Raw genomic sequence first — 20836 nt, forward strand, 5'->3', positions numbered from 1 at the left:
CCAGGACTGTGGGGAACTGACCCCCGTAGCGCAACTCGCATTCTGCATGAAACCCCGCCAGACCGCACGAACGCGTTTCGTACAGCCTGGGCTTACAGGTAATGATATAAGCTTTGTTGGAATCCGGCACTTGCTTACGCGCCCGGCTGCGCTCCTGATCCACTCTTTAGCGGTTAGGATCACCGTCATGGGGAATGCGTTTGTCAGGCGCACATTAGCAAGAGTGGAGTTACTAGGAACAAACAGAAAGACCAGCATGCCCGCTTGCCCTACCCTTGCGGCTCTCTGTAGGTCTTATAGCAAGGGGCTAACTGGTGCCGCTCGTCTTACGCCTACCACCGTCAAACAGGTATATGTTTGTGTCGGGTGCTGCTCTCTCTTTGTTTTCCATGTTATAAGAATACACTATAGGAAACCTAATGATTTATAGTTATTTCGAATAATTAACAAAAAATTATTGATTATTTTTCTAATCGTTGTATATTTGTGTCATTACATTTGGAAAGGTGTCTTGTTATGGATAATACTTCATACATAATAAAATATGTCGCTCTTTATCTTCGAAAAAGCCGTGGAGAAGAAGATACAGATCTTGAAAAGCACCGCTTCATCTTGAGAGAGATATGTGTGAAGCATGGATGGAAGTATGTTGAATACGTTGAAATAGCGAGTTCTGAAACAATAGAGTATAGACCTAAATTTAAAAGTTTGCTGTCTGACGTTGAGGAAGGTATTTATGATGCTGTTCTTGTAGTTGATTATCAGCGTCTTGGCAGAGGGGAACTTGAGGATCAAGGAAAGATAAAACGTATCTTCCGTGATAGTGAGACGTACATAGTCACACCCGAAAAAATATATAACCTCGTTGATGATACGGACGATTTGCTTGTGGATGTAAGAGGACTACTTGCTCGTCAGGAATATAAGACAACTACGAAAAATTTGCAACGCGGAAAGAAAATTGGAGCAAGGCTTGGCAAATGGACAAATGGACCGGCTCCTTTTCCTTATGTTTATGTAGCAGCAATAAAAGGGATCGAGGTCGTTCCTGAAAAAAATGTTGTCTACCAAGAAATGAAATCCAGGATTTTTGGAGGTGAAAGCTTAGAATCAATTGGCTGGGACTTTAATAGACGTGGTATTCCCGGTCCCGGACCTAAAAATGGATTATGGCATTCAAATACGATGCGAAGAATAGTGATTAGCGAAGTTCATTTAGGGAAAATAATTTCGAACAAAACAAAAGGATCCGGTCACAAAAAAAAGAAAGCTCAGCCACTGGTTATCAATCCACGAGAAGAATGGGTCATTGTAGAAAACTGTCATGCCGCTGTAAAAACTGAGGAAGAACACATGAAACTATTAGCCATGTTAGAGAAAGGTCAAATTGTACCGAATCGCGCAAAGGCAGGAACATATGCCCTGTCTGGCCTAGTGTTTTGTGGGAAATGCAAGAAAATGATGCGTTATAATGTTCGCTCTGATGGTTATAGCACTAACTCAATTAAGGCCTGTAATAAATACGACCACTTTGGCAACTATTGTAGCAATAGTGGCGTGAAGGTTAGTATCCTTACTGACTTTATAGATCGGGAGATAGCCGATTACGAACAGAGAATTATTGATAGTGATAATTACATCAACACTGATGTAATCGAAAAATTAGAGCGGATCATTCGTGAAAAAGAAACTCAGTTAACCAAGCTCAACAGAGCGCTGTCTAAGATAAAGGAAATGTATGAAATGGAGGAATATACACGAGAAGAGTATGAGGAGCGTAAAGTTAAACGGCAACAAGAAATATCTGCTCTCGAATCCGAATTAGCGGTCCATCGTTATGAGATAAACTACGACAGCAGAGAAAAGAATAAAGAACGGATGAAATTAATAAAGTCATTTAAAGACATTTGGTCTTCTGAATCTGCAACTGGGCATGATAAGAATATGATTGCAAAAATGATTATCTCCAGAATAGAGTATATATATGATAAAGGTACGAACAATCTGAATATATCTATTCAATTTAACTAAACCCTTACTGAGTAAGGGTTTTTATTTTGAGGCTTAAGAAAACGTGACACCAATGGCAAGTGGAATAGCCGACAGATAGGAAAATAGGCTTGTTATTACGCTTAGCAGTTTCAAAAGCCTCATCTGACCAAGGGAACCAATTTACTGGATTGTGAGCATGCTGTAGCAAATAAGGTGATTTTTCCTTGGCTAGTCTATTCGGTTTGCTGCTCGTTGTCATGGGACATCACCACTTCCGTAGTTGGATTTTATGCTTGGTACTATTTTACCCTAAATGAATGGTAAAAGTCGGAAGGGATGAAAAAAGATAATATCAGATTAGAATATATCAGTATCCCTCTCCCTCACCGGCTCATCCAGCACGATCAACTTGAGTTTTAACGCAATCACCTTGGCGACATTGACACGCTGAGGTCGGAGCTTATTAGAGGAGTTTAACATTATACTCATTAGAACATCTCCAGAGCTTTCAGTAAGGCGTATTCACTTGTTCTAGTCCCTTCTTTTGAAAAATGCGCATCCGGAAACGCGGGAGACATATGATGGTACCCGGGATAGACATGTAATTCCACTAAGACACCATCAATGGCCAGTTGTTTTGCAAAAACTAAGACCTCATCAATGAATAAATCAAGGGTACCTATATTTATATAAGTCGGTGGTAATCCGGCCAATGACTTAGCACGGGCCGGCACATAATACTCACTTACCTCCTCCTGACCCGGTTCATCCCCCAAAACAGATTTCCAGCCAAAATAGTTGCTTTGTTTTGTCCAAATAAACTCTCCTGCGTATGGGTGCTCTGGTGCGGTGCTTGTGCGATCATCTAGCATTGGCCTCATTAATCTTAGATGATGGATTTCGAATTCCTTCTGATCACGAATGTACAAGGCTAGGCCAGCCGCCAACCCGCCGCCAGCGCTGCTGCCCCCTACGGCAACTTTCTGAGTATCTATCCCTAACTCTTCCGCATGTTCAATACACCATTTTAGGCCCGAATAACAATCCTGTAACTGACTTGGCTGTACATGCTCTGGTGCCAGGCGAAAGTACACAGATACACAACAAAAACCATGTTGTGCAGCAAGAGATGCATTAGCAGGACGATCCACGACTGGACTTCCTAAGACCATCCCGCCTCCGTGTATCGAATAATATAGAGGCATCTTATGATGCTTTGATTGTGAGGGCTTAATGATTTCTATTTGAATATCTGGACCCCTAAAATAACTTGGCACAACCTTTTTTTCTAATGTAATAGGGAACATCTGCGTTACATCTATTTGTTGCATCATTTGAGATTGATTTTTACGTGCTTCCATTAGTGTAGATTCGGTAAGGTCGGTTGTTGGTATTAAATCAACTGCACTGATAATTTCTGGATCAATCAGATGTCTACTTCTACTTTTTTGCTCCCCCATAATAATCGTTTCCCCGCTTTCTTGTTTTAAAGACAATGAATCAATACATATTTCAATTGTTGCTGTCGTTTATATTCATATTTTAAAGATTAAAATAAGCTTTATAAATGAAAACAACGATTTAGAATCATTTTTGGCATAAAAACAATAATGAAAAAATGAAGTACAGCCTTTGAAATAGAATGGGTCTGTTGGATCATTGAGGGAGGGTGAGCGGAATTTTGGGATCAAGAACGGTATGTAAAAAGTTCAAGAGAGAAAATGAAATGCCAAAAACGTATTTCGGAATCTGGATGTGGGAGGTAATGCGAGAACACACATCAAACCTTTTACCAAATAAAAAAGACGTGACCGGATCGGTCGTTCACAGCGATCATCCGATCACGCCCTAAGCTCACCACGTTATGAAGCCAAAATTAAATTCATTTATGCGGGTAGAGTACCACGCCACTTTGCAAACTAGGTATTTTTATGTGAATAAACAATTTTCTTAATAGTTTCGGTAGAGAGGAAAAACTCCTTAGCTAATTGCTCGATACTACTACTATTTTGAAAAGCATTTCTGATTGCGGCATTTCGCTGTTCAAGCAACCTTCTCCCCCCACTCAAACTGCCCCAATCCATATATTCCGTTTTTGACTTAGGAATATACAGAGTCTCTCCTTGAACATATTTTTGAATTTCCATAATTAGTTTTTGAGGTAAAACTTTTGTAGCATTCGTATATTTCAATTTTGCTCGCCCCTTATTTTGATTCTTTAAAATAAGGTGCAAAGCCAAAAATATTAAAAAAGCTTGTTCAGCGTTAAAAATTGTTTCGCCCCATACAAAGTAACGCTTTCCTAATAATTGGCTTTGCATGAGTGTAAGAAGTCACAGACAATCCCAATAGATTCTCCATCAGTAGGCACCCCCTTTTACTTCGCAAGTATAGCATAACTTCTGCTCACCTGGGACCAGCTAAATGATATCAGTACAATCCAACCATTAAAATTGAGCTGATATATAACTGATCTTCATTCGTTTATGAGGTGTTGCCGGGACTTTTGTTTGCCCGACTCTTGTTATTTGCAAGCCGATGTTTTATATTGACATAAGAGAAGGTCAAAAATAAAAGAGGTGACGGACGAGATGTCTCCACGCACGAAGGAACAAAACGAAGAGATCCGGCTGCGGCGTCTGGCGCAAATCCGGAAAGCCGCTGCCGATGTGTTTTTGAATAAAGGGCCTTTACTGGAAATCCGCGATGTGGCTGTGCAGGCGGGACTCGGCTATGGCACGGTATACCATTATTACAGCAATAAGGGCAATTTGCTCCACGATCTGCTATGGGACGCGTTGGAGCGGGCCGGGGGATGGCTGGAGGCCCCGCGCGCTTCGGCTTCGGGGGAGGCGCCAACGGGCTGGCATTTCGGCTTGGCTGCTGCGGCGGACACCGGGAACTCGGTTGCCGCGGATTCCCAAAGCGAAAGCCGCGAACCGGCCGCTGCCGCAGAGCTTGGCCCCGTCGCCGTCGCCGGCATTCGGCTGCTGCAGCTTTGGGCGGAGGACCACGCCCTGTACCTGCTGCATAAGCTGGCCGGTGAGGGCTTTGCCTCGCTGCCTGAAGCGCGCTCGGCCCCGCTCTCGGCCGCCTTTCGCCGGGAGGTGCTCGCGCCGCTTGCCGCGCTGCTGGAAACCGGTCATGCGGTGGACGGGACTGCCGCTTCCGGCGGAAACGCGGCGGAGCCGCCGTATCCGCTACAGCGCGCGGAAATGCTGCTGGCCGCCTTGGTCGGCTGCGCCTCGCTTTCGCTTCGCCGCGGAAAGCTGCACGAGGAGGCCATGGATATCGCCCGGTTTTTAAAATTATAGAATTGATAAGGAGCGAATAGACAAAGATGATCATTCTAAAATCACCTAGGGAAATCGAAGAAATGAAGCCGGCGAGCCAAATCGTTGCGGACTGCTACCGCGAGGTGGCCAAACTGATCGAGCCTGGGATCACCACCCGGGAAATCAATGACTTTGTTGCCAGACACATCACCAAGCTGGGCGGCAAGCAGTTTACGAAAGGGTACAACGGTTTCCCCGCCGAAACCTGCATTTCGGTCAACGATGTGGTGGCCCACGGCATTCCTTCGAACCAGGCGCTTATGGACGGCGACTTGCTGAAGCTCGACATCGTCGTGGAATACGGCGGATGGTTTGGCGATTCGTGCTGGTGCTATGCGGTGGGCAATATCCGGCCGGAAGCGCAAAAATTAATGAAGGTGACAAAGGAATGCTTGGATCTGGGGATCGCCCGGGCACTCCCGGGGGGCCGGCTCGGCGACATAACGTCGGCGATTCAACAGCATGCGGAATCAAACGGGTTTTCGGTCGTACGCGATCTGCTGGCGCATGGGATCGGGCGGAGCCTGCACGAGGAGCCAAGCTACGAGCATATCGGCGTAGCCGGCAAAGGCATTCGGTTAAAGGAAGGCATGGTGTTTACGATTGAACCGATGATCAACCAAGGTACGTTCCGTATCACGATCGACGATGATCAGTGGACGGCGAGAACGGCCGACGGCAAGTTGTCAGCGCAATATGAGCATACGATCGCAGTTACGTCGGACGGACCACTGATTTTAACGGCCCAGTAAGTATAGAGGCGAACGGACGGCAAAGCGTCATTTAGGAAATAAGTCGCCAACCCGGCCTGCTTGGCCTGATGAAAGTTCGTAATCCGAAACGCGAAAAAGCGCTGGTTCCAGCCTGGGACCAGCGCTTTTTCTACATGGTTTGTAACTTTACCGATTTACGAAAAACCACGTTGTTATGCGGTTTTTTATTATGACTTTGGTATCGTGTTACGGATTTACACTCTTTCTTGGATAGCCTGTCTTGCGTGTATTTTTTTCATTGCAAATCTTGCTATTGGCTGAGCAATCAATAGCTCAATCCAAAATGCTACACCAAAATTTCTAAACCAACTATGAAAGAAGTTCTGAAAAGGTTCTAGGCTTATTTGTTTCGTACCAACCCAAGTTCCTATAATGGTTAGAAGAACAGATAAGACCGTAACATTCAATAAAGTATTCAATAAAACTCTAGCATTAAATCCATCTGTTTGTCCTACGAATTTGGGTATCACTTTACCCACTAACGGTCCCGCAACCAATCTTACTAACAAAACAACGATAATCCACATAAACGGAATAATCTTTAGCGTTTCTAAATAATTTTCTTTACTAAAGCCGCGCTCCAATCCCATAATAATCGGGGCGATCGTGTTTACTGAAATAATTGAAATAATCAATAAAAATAATATACCTTCTTTTGCGTTTTGAGGCAGTCTTTCTTCCTTATACATATTGTTTCCCTCCGAAATAAAAATATTTCAGATGGTAGACGTATCATGCGACATATATTTTTGGTCATTAAAACTAGTACCAATATCTCTACACACTGATCTAACAATTATAACAACTTTTTTTTAAACAAATGAACGGGTTTCTAAAAATTTTTTTTGCCAGTTAATTGAACAAACTCCAACTAACTTTAATTAGAGAAATCTGATAATCTAAGTTTACCAAAAGAGACATTAAGGAGTATATGAATCAGATGAGCAACTTTCTAAGTGAATTTGAGGAAAGATTTAGGGCAGGATTTTTGGATGATCTTAAAAGCATATTGGAAGAAGTGAAGAATGAGCAGGTTTACGCTTGTGCTTTTGGCACAGACAGCGATTTTATCACCTTGTTTCTTGCTGTTAATACGGAGGAATCACTTGTTAGACATATCACAAACATGAAAGCCCAAGACCTGTGCAACAGCAAGGAAGATGAAAATTATTATAGATGGGCATTAAGCGAATATCAATATGGCGATACAACACATCTCAATCATATTAGCAAATTTCTGTATGCAACCGAAAATGTGTTTGACTATAAAGATGAAATGATAAAAATTATGGCCAAAGTAGTTAAGGAAACAGACGATGTACTTTTTAATCAATTCGGCCAATCCAAAGAAGATATTATTTTTTTCGTGTCCATGACGGATGATGATATGGCCGAGGAACTGGAAAATCAGTCCGTAATTCAGATGACAAACGCCAAATTAGTTGATGACTTCTTGCATCGTTATCAATAGAAGTACAGTTTGAAATATTACACTCATTTCGTTCTCCAGCGCCGATTGATTACGCATCCTGTTCATTTGGTTTATCTCCATTAGGTATGAAAAAACTTATTTCTCCTCATGGTTCGAGTTGAAATAAGTTTAAATTTAATCCATTCATCCAATGAACAGGAATTCTTACCATTCAACTTCTTCAAATAATCGGAAAACCATCTTTTTTCAAATTCATCTAAAATTCAAATCCAGATATTTCTTCTTTTGTTTATCTTGGGGTTCCCTTTTTAATGATAATTCACTTCATTTTTTTATCATTTTCTCTGTACGGAAGCCTTCTTTTCCGATTCGTGTCATTGCATGATATAAGACTATGAGGTTCTTATCTTCTAGCAAATTTTCTAATTCACCTATTTGAACCTTCCCCTTCCGCTATCTTCTTTAATATACTTCATTTTAATCCCAGCTAAGAGCTGTAAATTGGAATGACCGGGAGCTTGTTTCAGCAGAAACAACCACTATGATCAGCTCCGCATTTCTTTTCGCAAACTACGCCGCTATCATACTCATGGTATGGGAATCCGTTTGTTTTATTGTAGCGAGACTCCGGTGCAGCTTATGATTGACGATTCCGATCACCACGTCCGGCTCCATTTCATCCTGATGGGAGAGCATAACCATTGCTGCAATATCTCCCATCTGATATGCCGCCGTCAACGCTCTCAGAAAAGTTTTCGAGTTTTCACTTTCCGGTAAGGATAACTCTCCTTTCAGAAGATCCTCCCTGACTGCTCCAAGCGATTTTCGTGCCCGGTGGAGTGCAACTTTTACCGCTCCCTCCGTTGTTTCAAGCATGTCGGATGTCTCACGAATCGAATATCCAAACACATCTCGCAGCAAAAAAACAGTTCTCTGAAGCGGAGATAAATGATTCATTAAGGAATGCAGCGCTATCTCGATTTCAAAAGATCCATGATCGGGTACAGTTACTTTCGCTTGTTCCCTATTCAATATCCGAGTGTAGACTGCTTTTCTCCGTATGTCATCAATCCAGGTGTTCTTAGCAATCCGTAGCAAAAGCGCTTCGGGATTTGTATGCTCGAAGCTATTTAACTTACCTAATGCTTTGATCCAAGTGTCCTGAGCCAGTTCTTCCGCATCCCAATTTGATTTCGTAAGCGACAGACAGTAACGTTTCAGGACCGCCTGTAATTCCTCCAAGTTCTCGATGTTTATTATATTATCTGTCATTTGTATAGAATCATCTATGCGCATAGGTCCTCTCCTCCACGGTCTTATTCTGCCCTTTCCTAGAGCAAAACCATTTGCTACCTCCAATGTAAACGAACAAGTGGTTGTAAAAGTTACACCATTTACGTAAATCGTTTTCCCATTAAAGCCTCCGTATCTTTTTACGGCCTCGGTTCGTTTACAAGGAGAAATCAACTGGAAACAGGAAATTGGGGGTATAAAAAATGAGTGTTTATGTGCCTTATGTTGTCGAGCAAACTGCTCAAGGTGAAAGATCGTACGATATCTATTCCAGACTATTAAAGGATCGTATTGTGTTTGTCGGGGCAGCCATTGATGACCATTTGGCTAACAGTATTATTGCTCAATTATTGTTCCTGGCGGCAGAAGATCCGGAAAAAGAAATTTACATGTATATCAACAGCCCGGGTGGCTCTACTTCCGCAGGATTTGCCATTTATGATACGATGCAGTACATCAAACCCGATGTGCACACGATATGTACGGGATTTGCTGCTTCGTTTGGCGCGATCCTTTTGCTGGCGGGCGCCAAAGGGAAACGTTCGGCGTTGCCGAACAGTGAAATCATGATCCATCAGCCGCACGGCGGCGCACAAGGTCAAGCTAGCGATATTGCGATCAGCGCAAAACGAATTTTATGGACTCGTGAAAAGGCAACCCGTATCACAGCTGAACGGACCGGGCAATCTTTTGAAAAAGTCGAAAAAGATATGGACCGGGATTTTTACATGTCCGCTCAAGAGGCACTGGAATATGGTGTTATTGATCAAGTGATAACTTCTTTGTAAAGTATGCTCAAAACCTAATGATCTGCAAGAAACTTCAAGAAATAATACGAGGTGATATCATGTTAGCAAGCTTACAAGGCAAGGAAGTAACTATTCATTTTATAGATGGGACAAATGTATGCGACGGGATATTGGATCAGATTGACGACAAGTTCGTTAAATACCTTACGCAATATCAGACGCTTGTTATTCCTATTACATCCATTCGCACCGTATCCATTGACATTAAGGAACGGCAACGCTATAGAGTTGGATTCGCCCCATGAACCTATTCTAGCATGGGTGGCAATTACATTGTACGGAGGCCCGATATTATGGAAATTTCACAGGGGGTAGAAATGCTTCAGCTAGATTTTCATGGGAATATGATTCACCCTATTCTTTTGTGGGATCAAGAAATGGCTGTTTTAATAGACACAGGACTCCCTGGGCAAATGGAAGATTTACGCGTGGCTATGGAAAAGGTAGGCGTGTCGTTTGACCAACTAAAAGCTGTGATTTTGACGCATCAAGATGTGGATCATATAGGAAGTCTTCCTGAGATTTTGCAGGAGTGTGGCAGTCATATTAAAGTCTATGCACACGAACTGGATAAGCCGTATATTCAGGGGGAGATCCCTCTTTTAAAAGATGGTCACCTTGTGAATCCCCCGAAGGGCAAAGTGGACGATACCTTAATAGATGGTCAGGAACTGCCGTTTTGCGGCAGGATTCGCGTCATCCATACGCCTGGGCATACTCCGGGTCATATCAGCCTTTATTTAAGGCAAAGTAAAACTCTTATTGCCGGGGATTCGATGTACAGTGTAAACGGGATTCTCGCGGGAATTCATGTCCCGACCACACCCGATATAAAAGTAGCTCATCTCTCATTAAAAAAGTATTTGGATCTCGACATTGCATCCGTAGTTTGTTATCACGGGGGATTAAGTAATGTACATGTGAATGATCAGATATTAGGACTTACCCAAGGATTATAAAGTTAAAGTTCCGGTAAGTTATCTTTGGTGAAACAATGTTGTGAACGAGAAGATTATTTAAAATAACACTTTGTTAATTCGTGATTGAACTTTAACAAAGTGTTATTTTGCATTTTACAAAATAGATCTTCATTGTTTATTCCTGCAATCCAACTAACTGAGATGAACGATAATTTTCATTAAGTTGCATTCTCTGAGCGTATGAGTCATTATTCCATCCTGGCTAAACCTTGCTAACTGCGAATTCGAGGAATATCCACCTTTGCGTCCCTCCCCGTTTGGCTTTTAGGGTATGATCTTAATTAAATCGCTAACCGATTATTTGCTCCGTCTCTGCTACGTCCCCTGCCTCAACCATATCATCCAGTTAGGCCTTCCGAATCGCCTGTTCCAGATCCTCCTACATATCCTCGGGAGCTTCAATGCCGATCGACAGCCAAATCAGGTCGGGGGTAATTCCTCCCTCTGGTCTGCCACTGCTTGTATCATGCAGGAGATGTTATAAGAATTAATGAAGTGTCTTTAGTGCCTCCGCCGTAAAAGGAATTAGCTCATCTGTCCGGCCGTCACGAATTTTGGCTACCCACTCAGGATCAACCAACAGGGAACGGCCTATGGCCACCAAATCAAACTCCTCACGTTCGAGCTTTTGGATTAATCCATCAATCCCAACATGATTTGCTCCCTTTCCTTCGGTGAAAACACTCATAAATTCACCGTCAAGGCCAACGGACCCAACCGTAATGGTCGGTTTACCTGTTAGTTTTTTGGTCCAGCCGGCAAGATTCAGCTCAGAGCCCTCGAATTCAGGCTCCCAGAAACGGCGAGTAGAACAATGGAAAATATCCACGCCCGCATCAACCAGTTGCGCCAAGAACTGCTCCAGCAGTGCCGGCGTTTCAGCCAACTTCGCTGTATAATCGCTTCCTTTCCATTGTGATAAACGCAGTACAACTGGGAATTCTGGTCCAACGGCCTGACGGCAGGCCTTGATGACCTCCACTGCAAAGCGTGTGCGTGCAATTATATCACCGCCATAACGATCGGTACGTTGATTGGTTTTTTCCCAGAAGAATTGATCGATCAAAAATCCATGAGCACCATGCAGCTCAATACCATCGAACCCAAGTCGCTTGGCTTCCGCTGCTGCCTGTGCGAAGGCTTGGATGATCTCTGCAATTTCTGCTTCCGAATAATCGTTAACTTGGCCTCGTGCTCCCATATGCCAGAATTGCGGGATGATCTTTCCGCCTGCCTTATGTACCTCAGCCACCACATTTGCCCAACCGTTTAGTGCAGCTTCACCATAAAAGTGCGGAACATCGGCTTGATTGGACGCGTCCAGGTGATTGATCACCGTTCCTTCGGTCACAATAAGTCCCACACCATTCTCAGCTCTGCGGCGGTAGTAGGCAGCTGAATTTGCACCAGGCACACCGTCCGGAGAAAATTGACGGGTCATCGGTGCCATCACGATACGATTAGATAATTTCAAGTTGCCTAATTCAAAAGATTTAAACAAGGGTTCTACGGATTGAGTATGGTTCATAATTGCCTCCAAATTTGATATTTATTTAAAAAGCTTAAGAAGTATCACAGACCGTTCCTTTAATGTAATAAAAGTGATCTACTCTTCCCAGTGATGACGTATTATTGACTACAAAGTCAATAACTTGACAAAAAAAGATCAAGGCAAGATCATTGAAAAAGACACGCGTAAGATTGCCTTGATCTGTTCCCTGGACGCACCTGATTTCTCCTGAATTCGCGCGCCGAGAATAGCGTTGTTCAGATAAGATGCAAGCTCTTCGCTGGAAAAACGCGTCGTAATCAACTGCTGTTCCTGGCCACTGATGACGATTTTCTCCAGTATTTGTTCGGCTTCAGTGAACATCAACTCTATTTCGCGTGTGACCTGATCATCTTCTGTTCCGAATTCCAGAGCGGAATTTACCATCAGACAACCTCGGGAAGTGGCTTCTTCGTCCAGCAGAGAGTCGCGTAACGATTCCAGCTTGTTCACTGGAGACATTTCCTGCGCTTCCAACTTTTCAAGTATCTCTATATATTGTTCACGATAGTGTACTAACGCCTTCAGGAACAACGATCGCTTGTCGTTAAATACACCATACAAACTTTGCTTCTTAACCCCCGTAGTGCGAGTTAGATCCTCATAGGAGGTTGACTTGAATCCCTTGTTCCAGAATACTTCCATAGTCTGTTGCAACACACGATCAACATCAAATTCTCTTGGTCTGCTCATGGACTCACTTTATCATTTATTGACTATGCAGTCAATAATCTTTTATTGGTAAAATTATAAAAAAAGACGGTGAAGACGTTAATTCGCGGTTAGCTTTCCCCCTTTTGAACAAAGAAATACGAAAAAGAGCCGTGCGTCAACACGACCCATGATAATAGATAATGTATTCTCCTAATGATTTATCGGTCATAAAAACATCACTCCACGTGTGCTAACTTGTATATAGATCAGACTTTAACTGATTAAAAATATATTCTTGCATTTGATCTAAAAGAAGAATGATGTTAGCATCTTTGCCATTTTTCAAAACCCACTGAATAGACATCATTGAGTTAGCAGCATATAGTTCTGCTAAATACTCTAATGCGATCGAAGTTGAAGAATTCTGTTGCTTTAAATAATCTAAGCAAGTCCTAAACAAAATTTGTTCAAATTCCTTACGTAGATCTGCTGTTACTTCATGAACGGCTAACAATGTTGAAATTTCGAGCTTATTCTTAATCATATTATCGGTTACAAGTTCTATGGCGTTTGCCACCTTGCCATCTTCCGTGGGATCAAAACGCTGCTCAATTTCAACTTTAAAATCAGAAGCATACTGTTTAACTATTTTTTCTAGCAAGTCGTACTTATCCAAATAATGACTATAAAAGGTAGAACGTCCGATAAGAGATTGATCACAGATTTTTTTGATCGTAATTTCTTTAAAATGATTTTGTTGGAGTAATTCTATTAAAGCTCGCTCAATAGCTATTTTTGTTTTATAAATTCTGATATCTTCATTCATTCAACCACTTGCTCCTTATGTGTAAGTTTTCGAACACTTCATATATAACATGTAAGACATCTTACAGATTATGCGATACTAATTATTTTTTATGTAGTAACTATACTCTATAGTAAGCACATACCCAAATTGAAGGAGGAAAATATATGTTTAAATCCTATGTCAATAATGAACAATTCAATCTTCAAATTAATCGTTTTATCAATGATTATTATCAAGAAGATGATCAATACGTACCTATTAGCCGACTCGCACAAATCCAACAAGAATTAATCAATGCTGCGTCCATTACACCAAAGTATTTACTAAAGAAACAGGTGGTAGCAGGTCACAGGGAGTTAGCATTTAATGAAATGAAGAAATTCATATAACAACTGTAAAAATATATTGTTCGTACGCAACATGCCCATCAAAATCGTAGTTCCATAGCTTCAATCGTTATTATCCAATCAAAGCAGATGTTTTTTCAACAACGTCCATTCGCTCTCATTAATGCCCGATCCTTTTCTTTTAATCGCGGACATGCGTAACAGTAACCAAATTCACGATCCAAGCAATAAGCCAGGCAACAAGCTGTTTTCACTAACATTTTTTGATCAGGGATATTTGGGTGTTCAATGAAATTTGGTTTAACATTAAACGGGTTATTACGGAGTCCGAACGCACTAGCATCGACATCGTGTGTGAGCAATTTGAAAAAAGAAATGATCCTGGTTCTACTTTCTTCATCAGACGCTTCGGCCAACTCTTCTTCCATTTGAGCATACAACGCATTAACGATTTGTCCCCATAATGGAATAGCGTTTATGGGGGCCAGTTGGGACAAAAGTTGGATTATAGGCGTTACCTGTTCCCTGTAAAAGGAATCAAGCGATTTCTTCTCCCCCTCATCCCAGTCCATTATCGAAATTTGGTTAAATCGCACTTCGTTGATTTTAAATGAAAAAAGCGGATAGCCGTCAACTACATATAATTGTACGGATAAATTAGATAATGATAAATCCAACAGCAACACGTTGCCTTGATACAGCATGTGCTGCATCGCACCGCATACCCCGGCGTACCAGCTAATAAAAAAAGCTGCTGCTGCTGAACGTTCTTTAGCTTTGATGAGCGTGCCGTATGTGTCGATTAAGTGATTCATATTTTCAACTTTTAATAGATCAAATGCAGGGATGGTAAGCACGGTTTTATCGAGCTCATTCAAAGTAAGGAAAAAATTTTCTTCCAAATGTTGAAAATCAACCGTGCCCATAGCATACACTCCCATTATTGTTCTCTATTTTTCAAAAGCATGAACGACATCGTTAATAGCATGAAGATCTGCCAATGGAGACATGCCAAGACTAAACCATTCCTTGCCTCCCATCATGTGAACCTGTTTTTTTTTCACGGCTGTCATGTTTTTCCATAAAGAGCTGTTCAGCATTTCCTCATATCTATTCCGAACTTCTTGACTGGAGTCATCATCTAACTGCAAAATGATATGGTCAGGATTATATTCCGGTATTTTTTCCAATGAAATGGATAGACTTAGCTCACCCTGTGGATATTCTTTAATCGGCTTTAGACCTAATGTCTTATGGATGAAGATTCCCCGATCACTATTTTCTCCGTAAATAACGATCTCCTTCGCCATAATCATCATGTACATGACTGTCTCGTCACCAACTAGAGAATGAAGTTTCTCCTTCGCTTCAGTTTCTTTCGTTTGCAAATCCTGAATGACCTTTTCAGCCTGTTCCACTTTGCCTAGAACCTTGCCAATATCCCGTAACTCATCACGCCAATCATCCCGCTGCGGTAAAAGCACCGTTGGTGCAATTTTGGAAAGCTGAGCATAATCCTTATCGGACCACCACGTAGGGGCAATAATTAAATCCGGCTTAGAGGCCAGAATAGCTTCAAAATTAGGAGTTTGGGCAATTCCCATCTTCAGTGTATCTTTAAACGGTTCCTTTAAATAGGATGGGAAATCCGGATGATAGTTTTGTACCGCAACAGGCGTAACGCCAAGTGCATATAACAACTCTGGGTAAACAACAGAGAGTCCAATGACCCTTTTGGGCTCCGTTGGAATACTAAGGTCCCCTTTTAAAGTTGAAATAACGTGCTGCTCAGCAGCGGCTCCTTTATTCGCTTTTTCAGTATTGCTAGCTGTGTTTCCTGCATTATTGGCTCCACAAGCAGTACTTACAATGACGAACAATACGATAATTAAACCTGCGATTATATGTCGTTGTTGCTTCATTCTTCGGTGGTCCTCCTGATCATTTGATTTATTTATGACAACCTCTAATTAAAATTGATTATCATTATCATATATTAGGAGTATAGATGAATTTATAATTTCGGAATATTGACGATAGCGACTTTTTTTCATGCACGATCCCGCCAAATCTTTAAAACTTCATCCAGCATAAGCTCATGAGTGAAAGCCGTATATTCTACCCAAGGATATGAGGGAAGGAAGTCCACCCGGCTGTTCCTGACAGCTTTCAAATCACTCCATAGCTTAGAATTCATGAGTGTTTGCCAACTTAATTGTGACTGAATGTCCTCGTCTACGATGAGCAATAAACGATCTGGATCAAAATTCGCTAGTTGGTCAGGCGTTATCTGCTGATTTTGACTCAAAAGATCGACGCCTTGCACAGGCAGAACATGCAGATCATCGTAAAATACTGTGCCTAGGCTTCTACTGCCCAAAACATTGTAACGATCACCGGTGATTCTCAGAATGAGGAGACGATCATCCTTGAATACATGTTTCACTTGCTCTCTTACAAAAAGAGCCCTTCGATCATATTTTTCAAGCCAAGTCTCGGCTGCTACGGTCTTGTCCAGAAATTTCCCAATTAAGCGCAAATGCGTACGCCAATCGTTCTTCACCCAGGGTACAAAAAATGCAGGTGCAATTTTCCTCAGCATTTCCTGTTCCTCAGGAGATACCAGAGTGTCGATACCAACAATAAAATCGGGTTCAGCAAGTCGAATTTCTTCTCTCTTGATCCATTGATTTGAACTTAGAGGGAGCACGGCATCCATGTGATACTTTCGCTTGAAATAACCAGTCCATGGGTGATCGGCTGGTGCGGCGAAAGGATTAATTTGAAGCGCAATCAATTGTCCAATGTTGGGGAAATCGTAGGCGACTATTTTTTTTCTGCTGTTCTGCATAAATGCCGCTGGAGGCACGCCCGATACCTGTTTAAATTTGCGCCGAAAATAAGTATCGTCATGGTAACCTACATGTCGTGCAATATCTCGAAGACGATTTTGCCCACCCGACCTCATCAGCTGTTGTGCCTGCTCGATTCGGAACACTGCCAAATAGTCGATCGCGCTGCAGCCATACCTTTTTTTGAATAATCGCATAAAATGACGGGTACTCATTCCCCCCACCTTGGCCAAGTGATCGATTGTCAGTTCTTTCTGGTAATGCTGCTCTATATAGCCTTTGATATAGTCTAGGGCTGTTTCCGAATCGTTTCCTTGTTCAAGATGGGCATCTTGCAAGATGGTATGCAGCAGTTCTTGAAAGAGAATTTGCCCGCGAAATCGTTTTAAATGATCCTCATCCTGCAAGTATTGGTTAATGGTATCGCACAACGTATTAACAGAAACAGGCGACGTAACGATAACTTCCCCTTTAGCCGGAAACGGGCTGTTCTTCTTAATAATCTGCATCGAATGGGCTGAAGATACCTCATCGTCCATAACATCAAATCGAAGATAATAAAACCCTCGTTCATCAAAGGAGTGCGCGGCTGCTTCGATGAGTTCTCCTGGCGTACACACGTAAACGCTGCCCTGTCGAAGTTCGGTGAATTGCCCATCAATCGTTAGCCAGCCTTGACCGCTTGCCGCAACAAGAATCATGTGGGATTCGATAAACTGAAGTCTTAGCTCCCAATCATTTGCTTGATTCTTGATATGCTCAATTTCTCGTAGCTTGAAACACATCCCTTCGAGGGGTGCATATTCTTTATGTTTAAAGTTCTTTTCTATATCAACCAAGTAATCTCACCGCCCTCATACTAGCTAAAACATTTAACCTTGATACAAGTCAGACTTTAACTGATTAATAATATATTCTTGCATTTGATCTAAAAGAAAAATGATGTTCGCATCTTTGCCATTTTTCAAAACCCACTGAATAGACATCAAGCATACTGTTTAACTATTTTTTCTAGCAAGTCGTACTTATCTAAATAATGACTATAAAAGGTAGAACGTCCGATAAGAGATTGATCACAGATTTTTTTGATCGTAATATCTTTAAAATCATGTTGTTGGAGTAATTCTATTAAAGCTCGCTCAATAGCTATTTTTGTTTTATAAATTCTGATATCTTCATTCATTTAACCACTTGCTCCTTATGTGTAAGTTTTCGAACACTTTATATATACCGTGTAAGATATCCTACAGATTATGCGATACTAATTATTTTTTATGTAGTAACTATACTCTATAGTAAGCACATACCCAAATTGAAGGAGGAAAATATATGTTTAAATCCTATGTCAATAACGAACAGTTCAATCTTCAAATTAATCGTTTTATCAATGATTATTATCAAGAAGATGATCGAGCACAAGCTGACTTGGAAGAAATGATTTCGAAATTAAACGACACCCATAGCTGGTATGAAGCTTGGCTCAATTTTGCAAAGAAACGCGAAGACAGCAAGGACTATGACTTAGCCTCAGTCTACTATCAAGCTGCAGAATTTTATCTTGCAACCACAGACCCCAATAAAGAAAAAATGTATCGAAAATATAGAGAAATGTTCTATAAAGGCTTTCATGATTTTGATTATGAATCCTACAAGATTCCCTATGAAGACTCGTATCTTCCTGCTGTAAAATTATTGACACCTGGAGCTACGAAGACATTACTTGTCTTTGGTGGGTATGATTCTTACATGGAAGAGATGCTTAAAATGATGAGATTTATGAAGGGAATTGATTACAATATTATTGTATTCGATGGCCCTGGCCAAGGAACTGCTTTAAAAAACGGCCTAAAATTCATTCATAACTGGGAAAAGCCCATATCAACGGTGATTGATTATTTCAAATTAGATCGTGTTAGTCTCGTAGGTGCATCTTGGGGAGGATATTTAGCAATGCGTGCGGCAGCCTTCGAAAAGAGAATCGATAAAGTAGTTGCTTTTAACATTTTCTATTGTGGTTTAGATGCCTTAAAAATGGGAATGTCAGAAGAGACTTACCAGAGCATAGTGCAGCTAGTCGATCGTAATGAAGTAGATCAAGTGAATTCATTATTGGAACAGATGATGACTCACAATATTGATTTGCATTGGAAGATTACCAAAGGGATGGAAAACACCGGTGTAGCAACGCCTTTTGATCTCATTAAAAATTTCGAAAAGCACACGATGCAAGGCATTGGAGCATTCATTAATCAAGATGTTCTTTTATTAGCTGGAGAAGATGATCAATACGTACCTATTAGCCGACTCGCACAAATTCAACAAGAATTAATCAATGCTGCGTCCATTACAACCAAAGTATTTACTAAAGAAACGGGTGGTGAGCAACACTGCCAAGCAGGCCACAGGGAGTTAGCATTTAATGAAATGAAGAAGTTCCTATAACAAAGAGATATAAATACTATAATTTCTCGCATAAAAAATTCAGAGTATGGTTAATGCGGATATTTAGTAAATATTTAAAAGAATTATGTATAACGAATGGTTTCCCCAAAAGGGGAAACCGCCTTTTTTACGTCTCATTTTGATCTGCGTATTTAATAAGAATTTTATCCCCTATGATTTTTTTTATTTCTGGGTAGGTTAAATGATCTAATCCTTTATTTGTTCCTACAATAATTATACCTTCATCATCAGATCCGCTAAATTAGCGGCTTTTTTGTTTTAAAAGTGCTGGCGCGTCAGTCCTTTTTTTATAAAACATCAACGTGGTTTCCATATATCGCAAAACCGAGAATGGATGGTATAATGAAGGATGATTTAAAGGAATCTGTAGTGTAGTGAAGGGATGATTCATATTGATAAATCACGATAATCTTGAAGAGTATCGAGACCCGATTAATTATGATCTTGAATTTGGCGGTGAGACTAATAAATACAATTTCTATCTTGATATGGCTAGATTGAACCCAGGTGAGGTTCTGGAACTTGCATGTGGTACAGGATTGACAACCATTCATTTATCAAAATCGGGGATACATATAACAGGTGTTGACATTTCTTCATCGATGCTTGAATATGCGCGGGTTAAAGCTCAAGGTTTGCCTGTGGATTTTATTGAAGCTGATGCTCGTACATTCGATTCCGAAAAGCGTTTTTCCATGATTTATTTGACAGGAAATGCATTCCAGGCATTTTTGAGCGATGAGGATCAACGAGCCTTACTCGAAACCGTCTACAAGCACCTAGAATCAAATGGGATATTTGTTTTTGAAACACGAAACCCCTTGGGAACCGATTTATCCAACCAAGAGGAAAGCATCTGGGGAAATTTTATCGATAAAGATGGAATTAAAGTCAAGATATCTGGGACACAGTCGTATGATTCAAGTAACCAGATCATGCACTGGGTCACGTTCCGTGATTGGGGATCGGAGAAAACAATTTCTCGAATTGCATGTCGCTTTACTGATAATGACACGCTTCAGCGTTTATTAACGAGCCGCGGCTTTTGTATCGAAAATCAATATTCGGACTGGAATAAAACACCGTTCACTCCTTTATCTCCTTCCATCATTACTGTTTGTCGAAAACATGGAGCCTATAACGAATAATCCCGGAATGTTCATCCCAAGTGTTTGACGACCGCGCGTAAGATATCGATGTCATTCGCATGTTTTTGAAGGAACAACAGGCTATTCCAGTGATTCCCGGAAAGAAAAATCGCCGAGTCACCCTAAAATATGATCAGGACGTTTACAAAAAAACGTTATTTACCTCGGTTGAGTTCATTAAGACATAATAACATTATTCAAATTTATGGAAAACCATCTTTATTACTAATTGTTATATGAATTAGAAGACTTAATCCCTATGACCTCTGACTTATATTTATTAAATTCAGCTCCCCCTTCATTATAAATAAGTACCTTTTTAATGCCTCATCTTCTTCTGAATAATCGTGAAAATATATCTTATTTCAGTTATATGATCATAAGATTAACAGCCATCTCAT

22 protein-coding genes and 1 pseudogene are annotated in these 20836 nt (G+C 41.1%); 10 read left to right on the plus strand and 13 right to left on the minus strand.

Annotated elements, in window-relative coordinates; translation table 11 throughout:
• Positions 1–516: 516 nt before the first annotated feature.
• Positions 517–2031 (plus strand): recombinase family protein, encoded by a 1515-nt coding sequence (locus tag MKX30_RS24685; RefSeq protein WP_341063768.1) that lies wholly within the window; start codon positions 517–519, stop codon positions 2029–2031.
• Between the two features lie 40 nt (positions 2032–2071).
• Here MKX30_RS24685 and MKX30_RS24690 read toward each other — a convergent pair.
• From MKX30_RS24690 to MKX30_RS24705, 4 genes and pseudogenes are all read right to left on the minus strand, one after another.
• Positions 2072–2251 (minus strand): annotated as a pseudogene (locus MKX30_RS24690) (DUF255 domain-containing protein); the annotation flags it as partial.
• 98 nt (positions 2252–2349) lie between these two features.
• On the minus strand, positions 2350–2481 hold the full coding sequence (locus tag MKX30_RS24695; protein WP_256253353.1) for a hypothetical protein: 132 nt from the start codon (positions 2479–2481) through the stop codon (positions 2350–2352).
• Positions 2481–3452: an alpha/beta hydrolase gene (locus MKX30_RS24700; protein ID WP_341063771.1), complete on the minus strand. Its 972-nt coding sequence runs from the start codon at positions 3450–3452 to the stop codon at positions 2481–2483. The genes MKX30_RS24695 and MKX30_RS24700 overlap by 1 nt, the downstream gene beginning before the upstream one ends.
• 459 nt (positions 3453–3911) lie before the next feature.
• Positions 3912–4184, minus strand: coding sequence for a CD3324 family protein (locus MKX30_RS24705; protein ID WP_341063797.1), 273 nt, complete (start codon positions 4182–4184; stop codon positions 3912–3914).
• Positions 4185–4583: 399 nt separating this feature from the next.
• Between MKX30_RS24705 and MKX30_RS24710 the strand changes: the two genes are divergently transcribed.
• Positions 4584–5306 carry a TetR/AcrR family transcriptional regulator gene (locus MKX30_RS24710; RefSeq protein ID WP_053325396.1) on the plus strand — a complete coding sequence of 241 codons (723 nt, stop codon included), beginning with the start codon at positions 4584–4586 and terminating at the stop codon, positions 5304–5306.
• A gap of 26 nt (positions 5307–5332) precedes the next feature.
• The gene (gene map, locus MKX30_RS24715; protein WP_023988527.1) at positions 5333–6079 is read left to right on the plus strand and encodes a type I methionyl aminopeptidase; all 747 of its coding nucleotides are present in this window, start codon (positions 5333–5335) and stop codon (positions 6077–6079) included.
• A 215-nt stretch (positions 6080–6294) separates the two neighbouring features.
• On the opposite strand, the gene MKX30_RS24720 is transcribed toward map, so the two are convergent.
• Positions 6295–6789 (minus strand): hypothetical protein, encoded by a 495-nt coding sequence (locus MKX30_RS24720; protein WP_053325395.1) that lies wholly within the window; start codon positions 6787–6789, stop codon positions 6295–6297.
• Between the two features lie 251 nt (positions 6790–7040).
• Between MKX30_RS24720 and MKX30_RS24725 the strand changes: the two genes are divergently transcribed.
• A complete protein-coding gene (locus tag MKX30_RS24725) occupies positions 7041–7571 on the plus strand; it encodes a DUF4303 domain-containing protein (protein ID WP_069081084.1) in 531 nt (176 codons plus the stop codon).
• Positions 7572–8102: 531 nt separating this feature from the next.
• Here MKX30_RS24725 and MKX30_RS24730 read toward each other — a convergent pair.
• Positions 8103–8828, minus strand: a complete 726-nt coding sequence (locus MKX30_RS24730) for an RNA polymerase sigma factor (protein WP_068939465.1) — start codon at positions 8826–8828, stop codon at positions 8103–8105.
• A gap of 200 nt (positions 8829–9028) precedes the next feature.
• Here MKX30_RS24730 and clpP point away from each other — a divergent pair, with 200 nt between their 5' ends.
• The 3 genes from clpP to MKX30_RS24745 are packed head-to-tail and all read left to right on the plus strand — an operon-like array spanning position 9029 to position 10593.
• Positions 9029–9613 (plus strand): ATP-dependent Clp endopeptidase proteolytic subunit ClpP, encoded by a 585-nt coding sequence (gene clpP / locus MKX30_RS24735; protein WP_013310269.1) that lies wholly within the window; start codon positions 9029–9031, stop codon positions 9611–9613.
• Between the two features lie 59 nt (positions 9614–9672).
• Positions 9673–9879, plus strand: coding sequence for a hypothetical protein (locus MKX30_RS24740; RefSeq protein WP_250271856.1), 207 nt, complete (start codon positions 9673–9675; stop codon positions 9877–9879).
• 48 nt (positions 9880–9927) lie between these two features.
• Positions 9928–10593 carry an MBL fold metallo-hydrolase gene (locus MKX30_RS24745; RefSeq protein WP_028541346.1) on the plus strand — a complete coding sequence of 222 codons (666 nt, stop codon included), beginning with the start codon at positions 9928–9930 and terminating at the stop codon, positions 10591–10593.
• Positions 10594–11101: 508 nt separating this feature from the next.
• Here the strand turns inward: MKX30_RS24745 and MKX30_RS24750 are convergent.
• From MKX30_RS24750 to MKX30_RS24760, 3 genes are all read right to left on the minus strand, one after another.
• Entirely contained in the window at positions 11102–12142 is a 1041-nt protein-coding gene (locus MKX30_RS24750) for an NADH:flavin oxidoreductase (protein WP_179086222.1), read from the minus strand.
• 138 nt (positions 12143–12280) lie between these two features.
• Entirely contained in the window at positions 12281–12856 is a 576-nt protein-coding gene (locus MKX30_RS24755; RefSeq protein ID WP_076295931.1) for a TetR/AcrR family transcriptional regulator, read from the minus strand.
• 211 nt (positions 12857–13067) lie between these two features.
• The gene (locus MKX30_RS24760; RefSeq protein ID WP_341063772.1) at positions 13068–13643 is read right to left on the minus strand and encodes a TetR/AcrR family transcriptional regulator; all 576 of its coding nucleotides are present in this window, start codon (positions 13641–13643) and stop codon (positions 13068–13070) included.
• Between the two features lie 146 nt (positions 13644–13789).
• On the opposite strand from MKX30_RS24760, the gene MKX30_RS24765 reads away from it, so the two are divergent.
• Positions 13790–14014: a hypothetical protein gene (locus MKX30_RS24765; protein WP_028541348.1), complete on the plus strand. Its 225-nt coding sequence runs from the start codon at positions 13790–13792 to the stop codon at positions 14012–14014.
• Between the two features lie 95 nt (positions 14015–14109).
• Here the strand turns inward: MKX30_RS24765 and MKX30_RS24770 are convergent, their stop codons facing one another.
• From MKX30_RS24770 to MKX30_RS24785, 4 genes are all read right to left on the minus strand, one after another.
• The gene (locus MKX30_RS24770; RefSeq protein WP_075154180.1) at positions 14110–14898 is read right to left on the minus strand and encodes a hypothetical protein; all 789 of its coding nucleotides are present in this window, start codon (positions 14896–14898) and stop codon (positions 14110–14112) included.
• 24 nt (positions 14899–14922) lie between these two features.
• The gene (locus tag MKX30_RS24775) at positions 14923–15894 is read right to left on the minus strand and encodes an ABC transporter substrate-binding protein (RefSeq protein WP_075154179.1); all 972 of its coding nucleotides are present in this window, start codon (positions 15892–15894) and stop codon (positions 14923–14925) included.
• 128 nt (positions 15895–16022) lie between these two features.
• Positions 16023–17663 carry a helix-turn-helix domain-containing protein gene (locus MKX30_RS24780; protein WP_075154178.1) on the minus strand — a complete coding sequence of 547 codons (1641 nt, stop codon included), beginning with the start codon at positions 17661–17663 and terminating at the stop codon, positions 16023–16025.
• 146 nt (positions 17664–17809) lie between these two features.
• Positions 17810–18007 (minus strand): TetR/AcrR family transcriptional regulator, encoded by a 198-nt coding sequence (locus tag MKX30_RS24785; RefSeq protein WP_075154177.1) that lies wholly within the window; start codon positions 18005–18007, stop codon positions 17810–17812.
• 146 nt (positions 18008–18153) lie between these two features.
• On the opposite strand from MKX30_RS24785, the gene MKX30_RS24790 reads away from it, so the two are divergent.
• Both MKX30_RS24790 and MKX30_RS24795 read left to right on the plus strand, forming a co-directional pair.
• Positions 18154–19266 (plus strand): alpha/beta fold hydrolase, encoded by a 1113-nt coding sequence (locus MKX30_RS24790; RefSeq protein ID WP_341063774.1) that lies wholly within the window; start codon positions 18154–18156, stop codon positions 19264–19266.
• Between the two features lie 413 nt (positions 19267–19679).
• Positions 19680–20435 (plus strand): class I SAM-dependent DNA methyltransferase, encoded by a 756-nt coding sequence (locus MKX30_RS24795; RefSeq protein ID WP_341063776.1) that lies wholly within the window; start codon positions 19680–19682, stop codon positions 20433–20435.
• Positions 20436–20836: the final 401 nt, after the last annotated feature.

The sequence above is a fragment of the Paenibacillus sp. FSL P2-0173 genome (assembly GCF_038008045.1).
GTDB lineage: Bacteria > Bacillota > Bacilli > Paenibacillales > Paenibacillaceae > Paenibacillus > Paenibacillus polymyxa_B.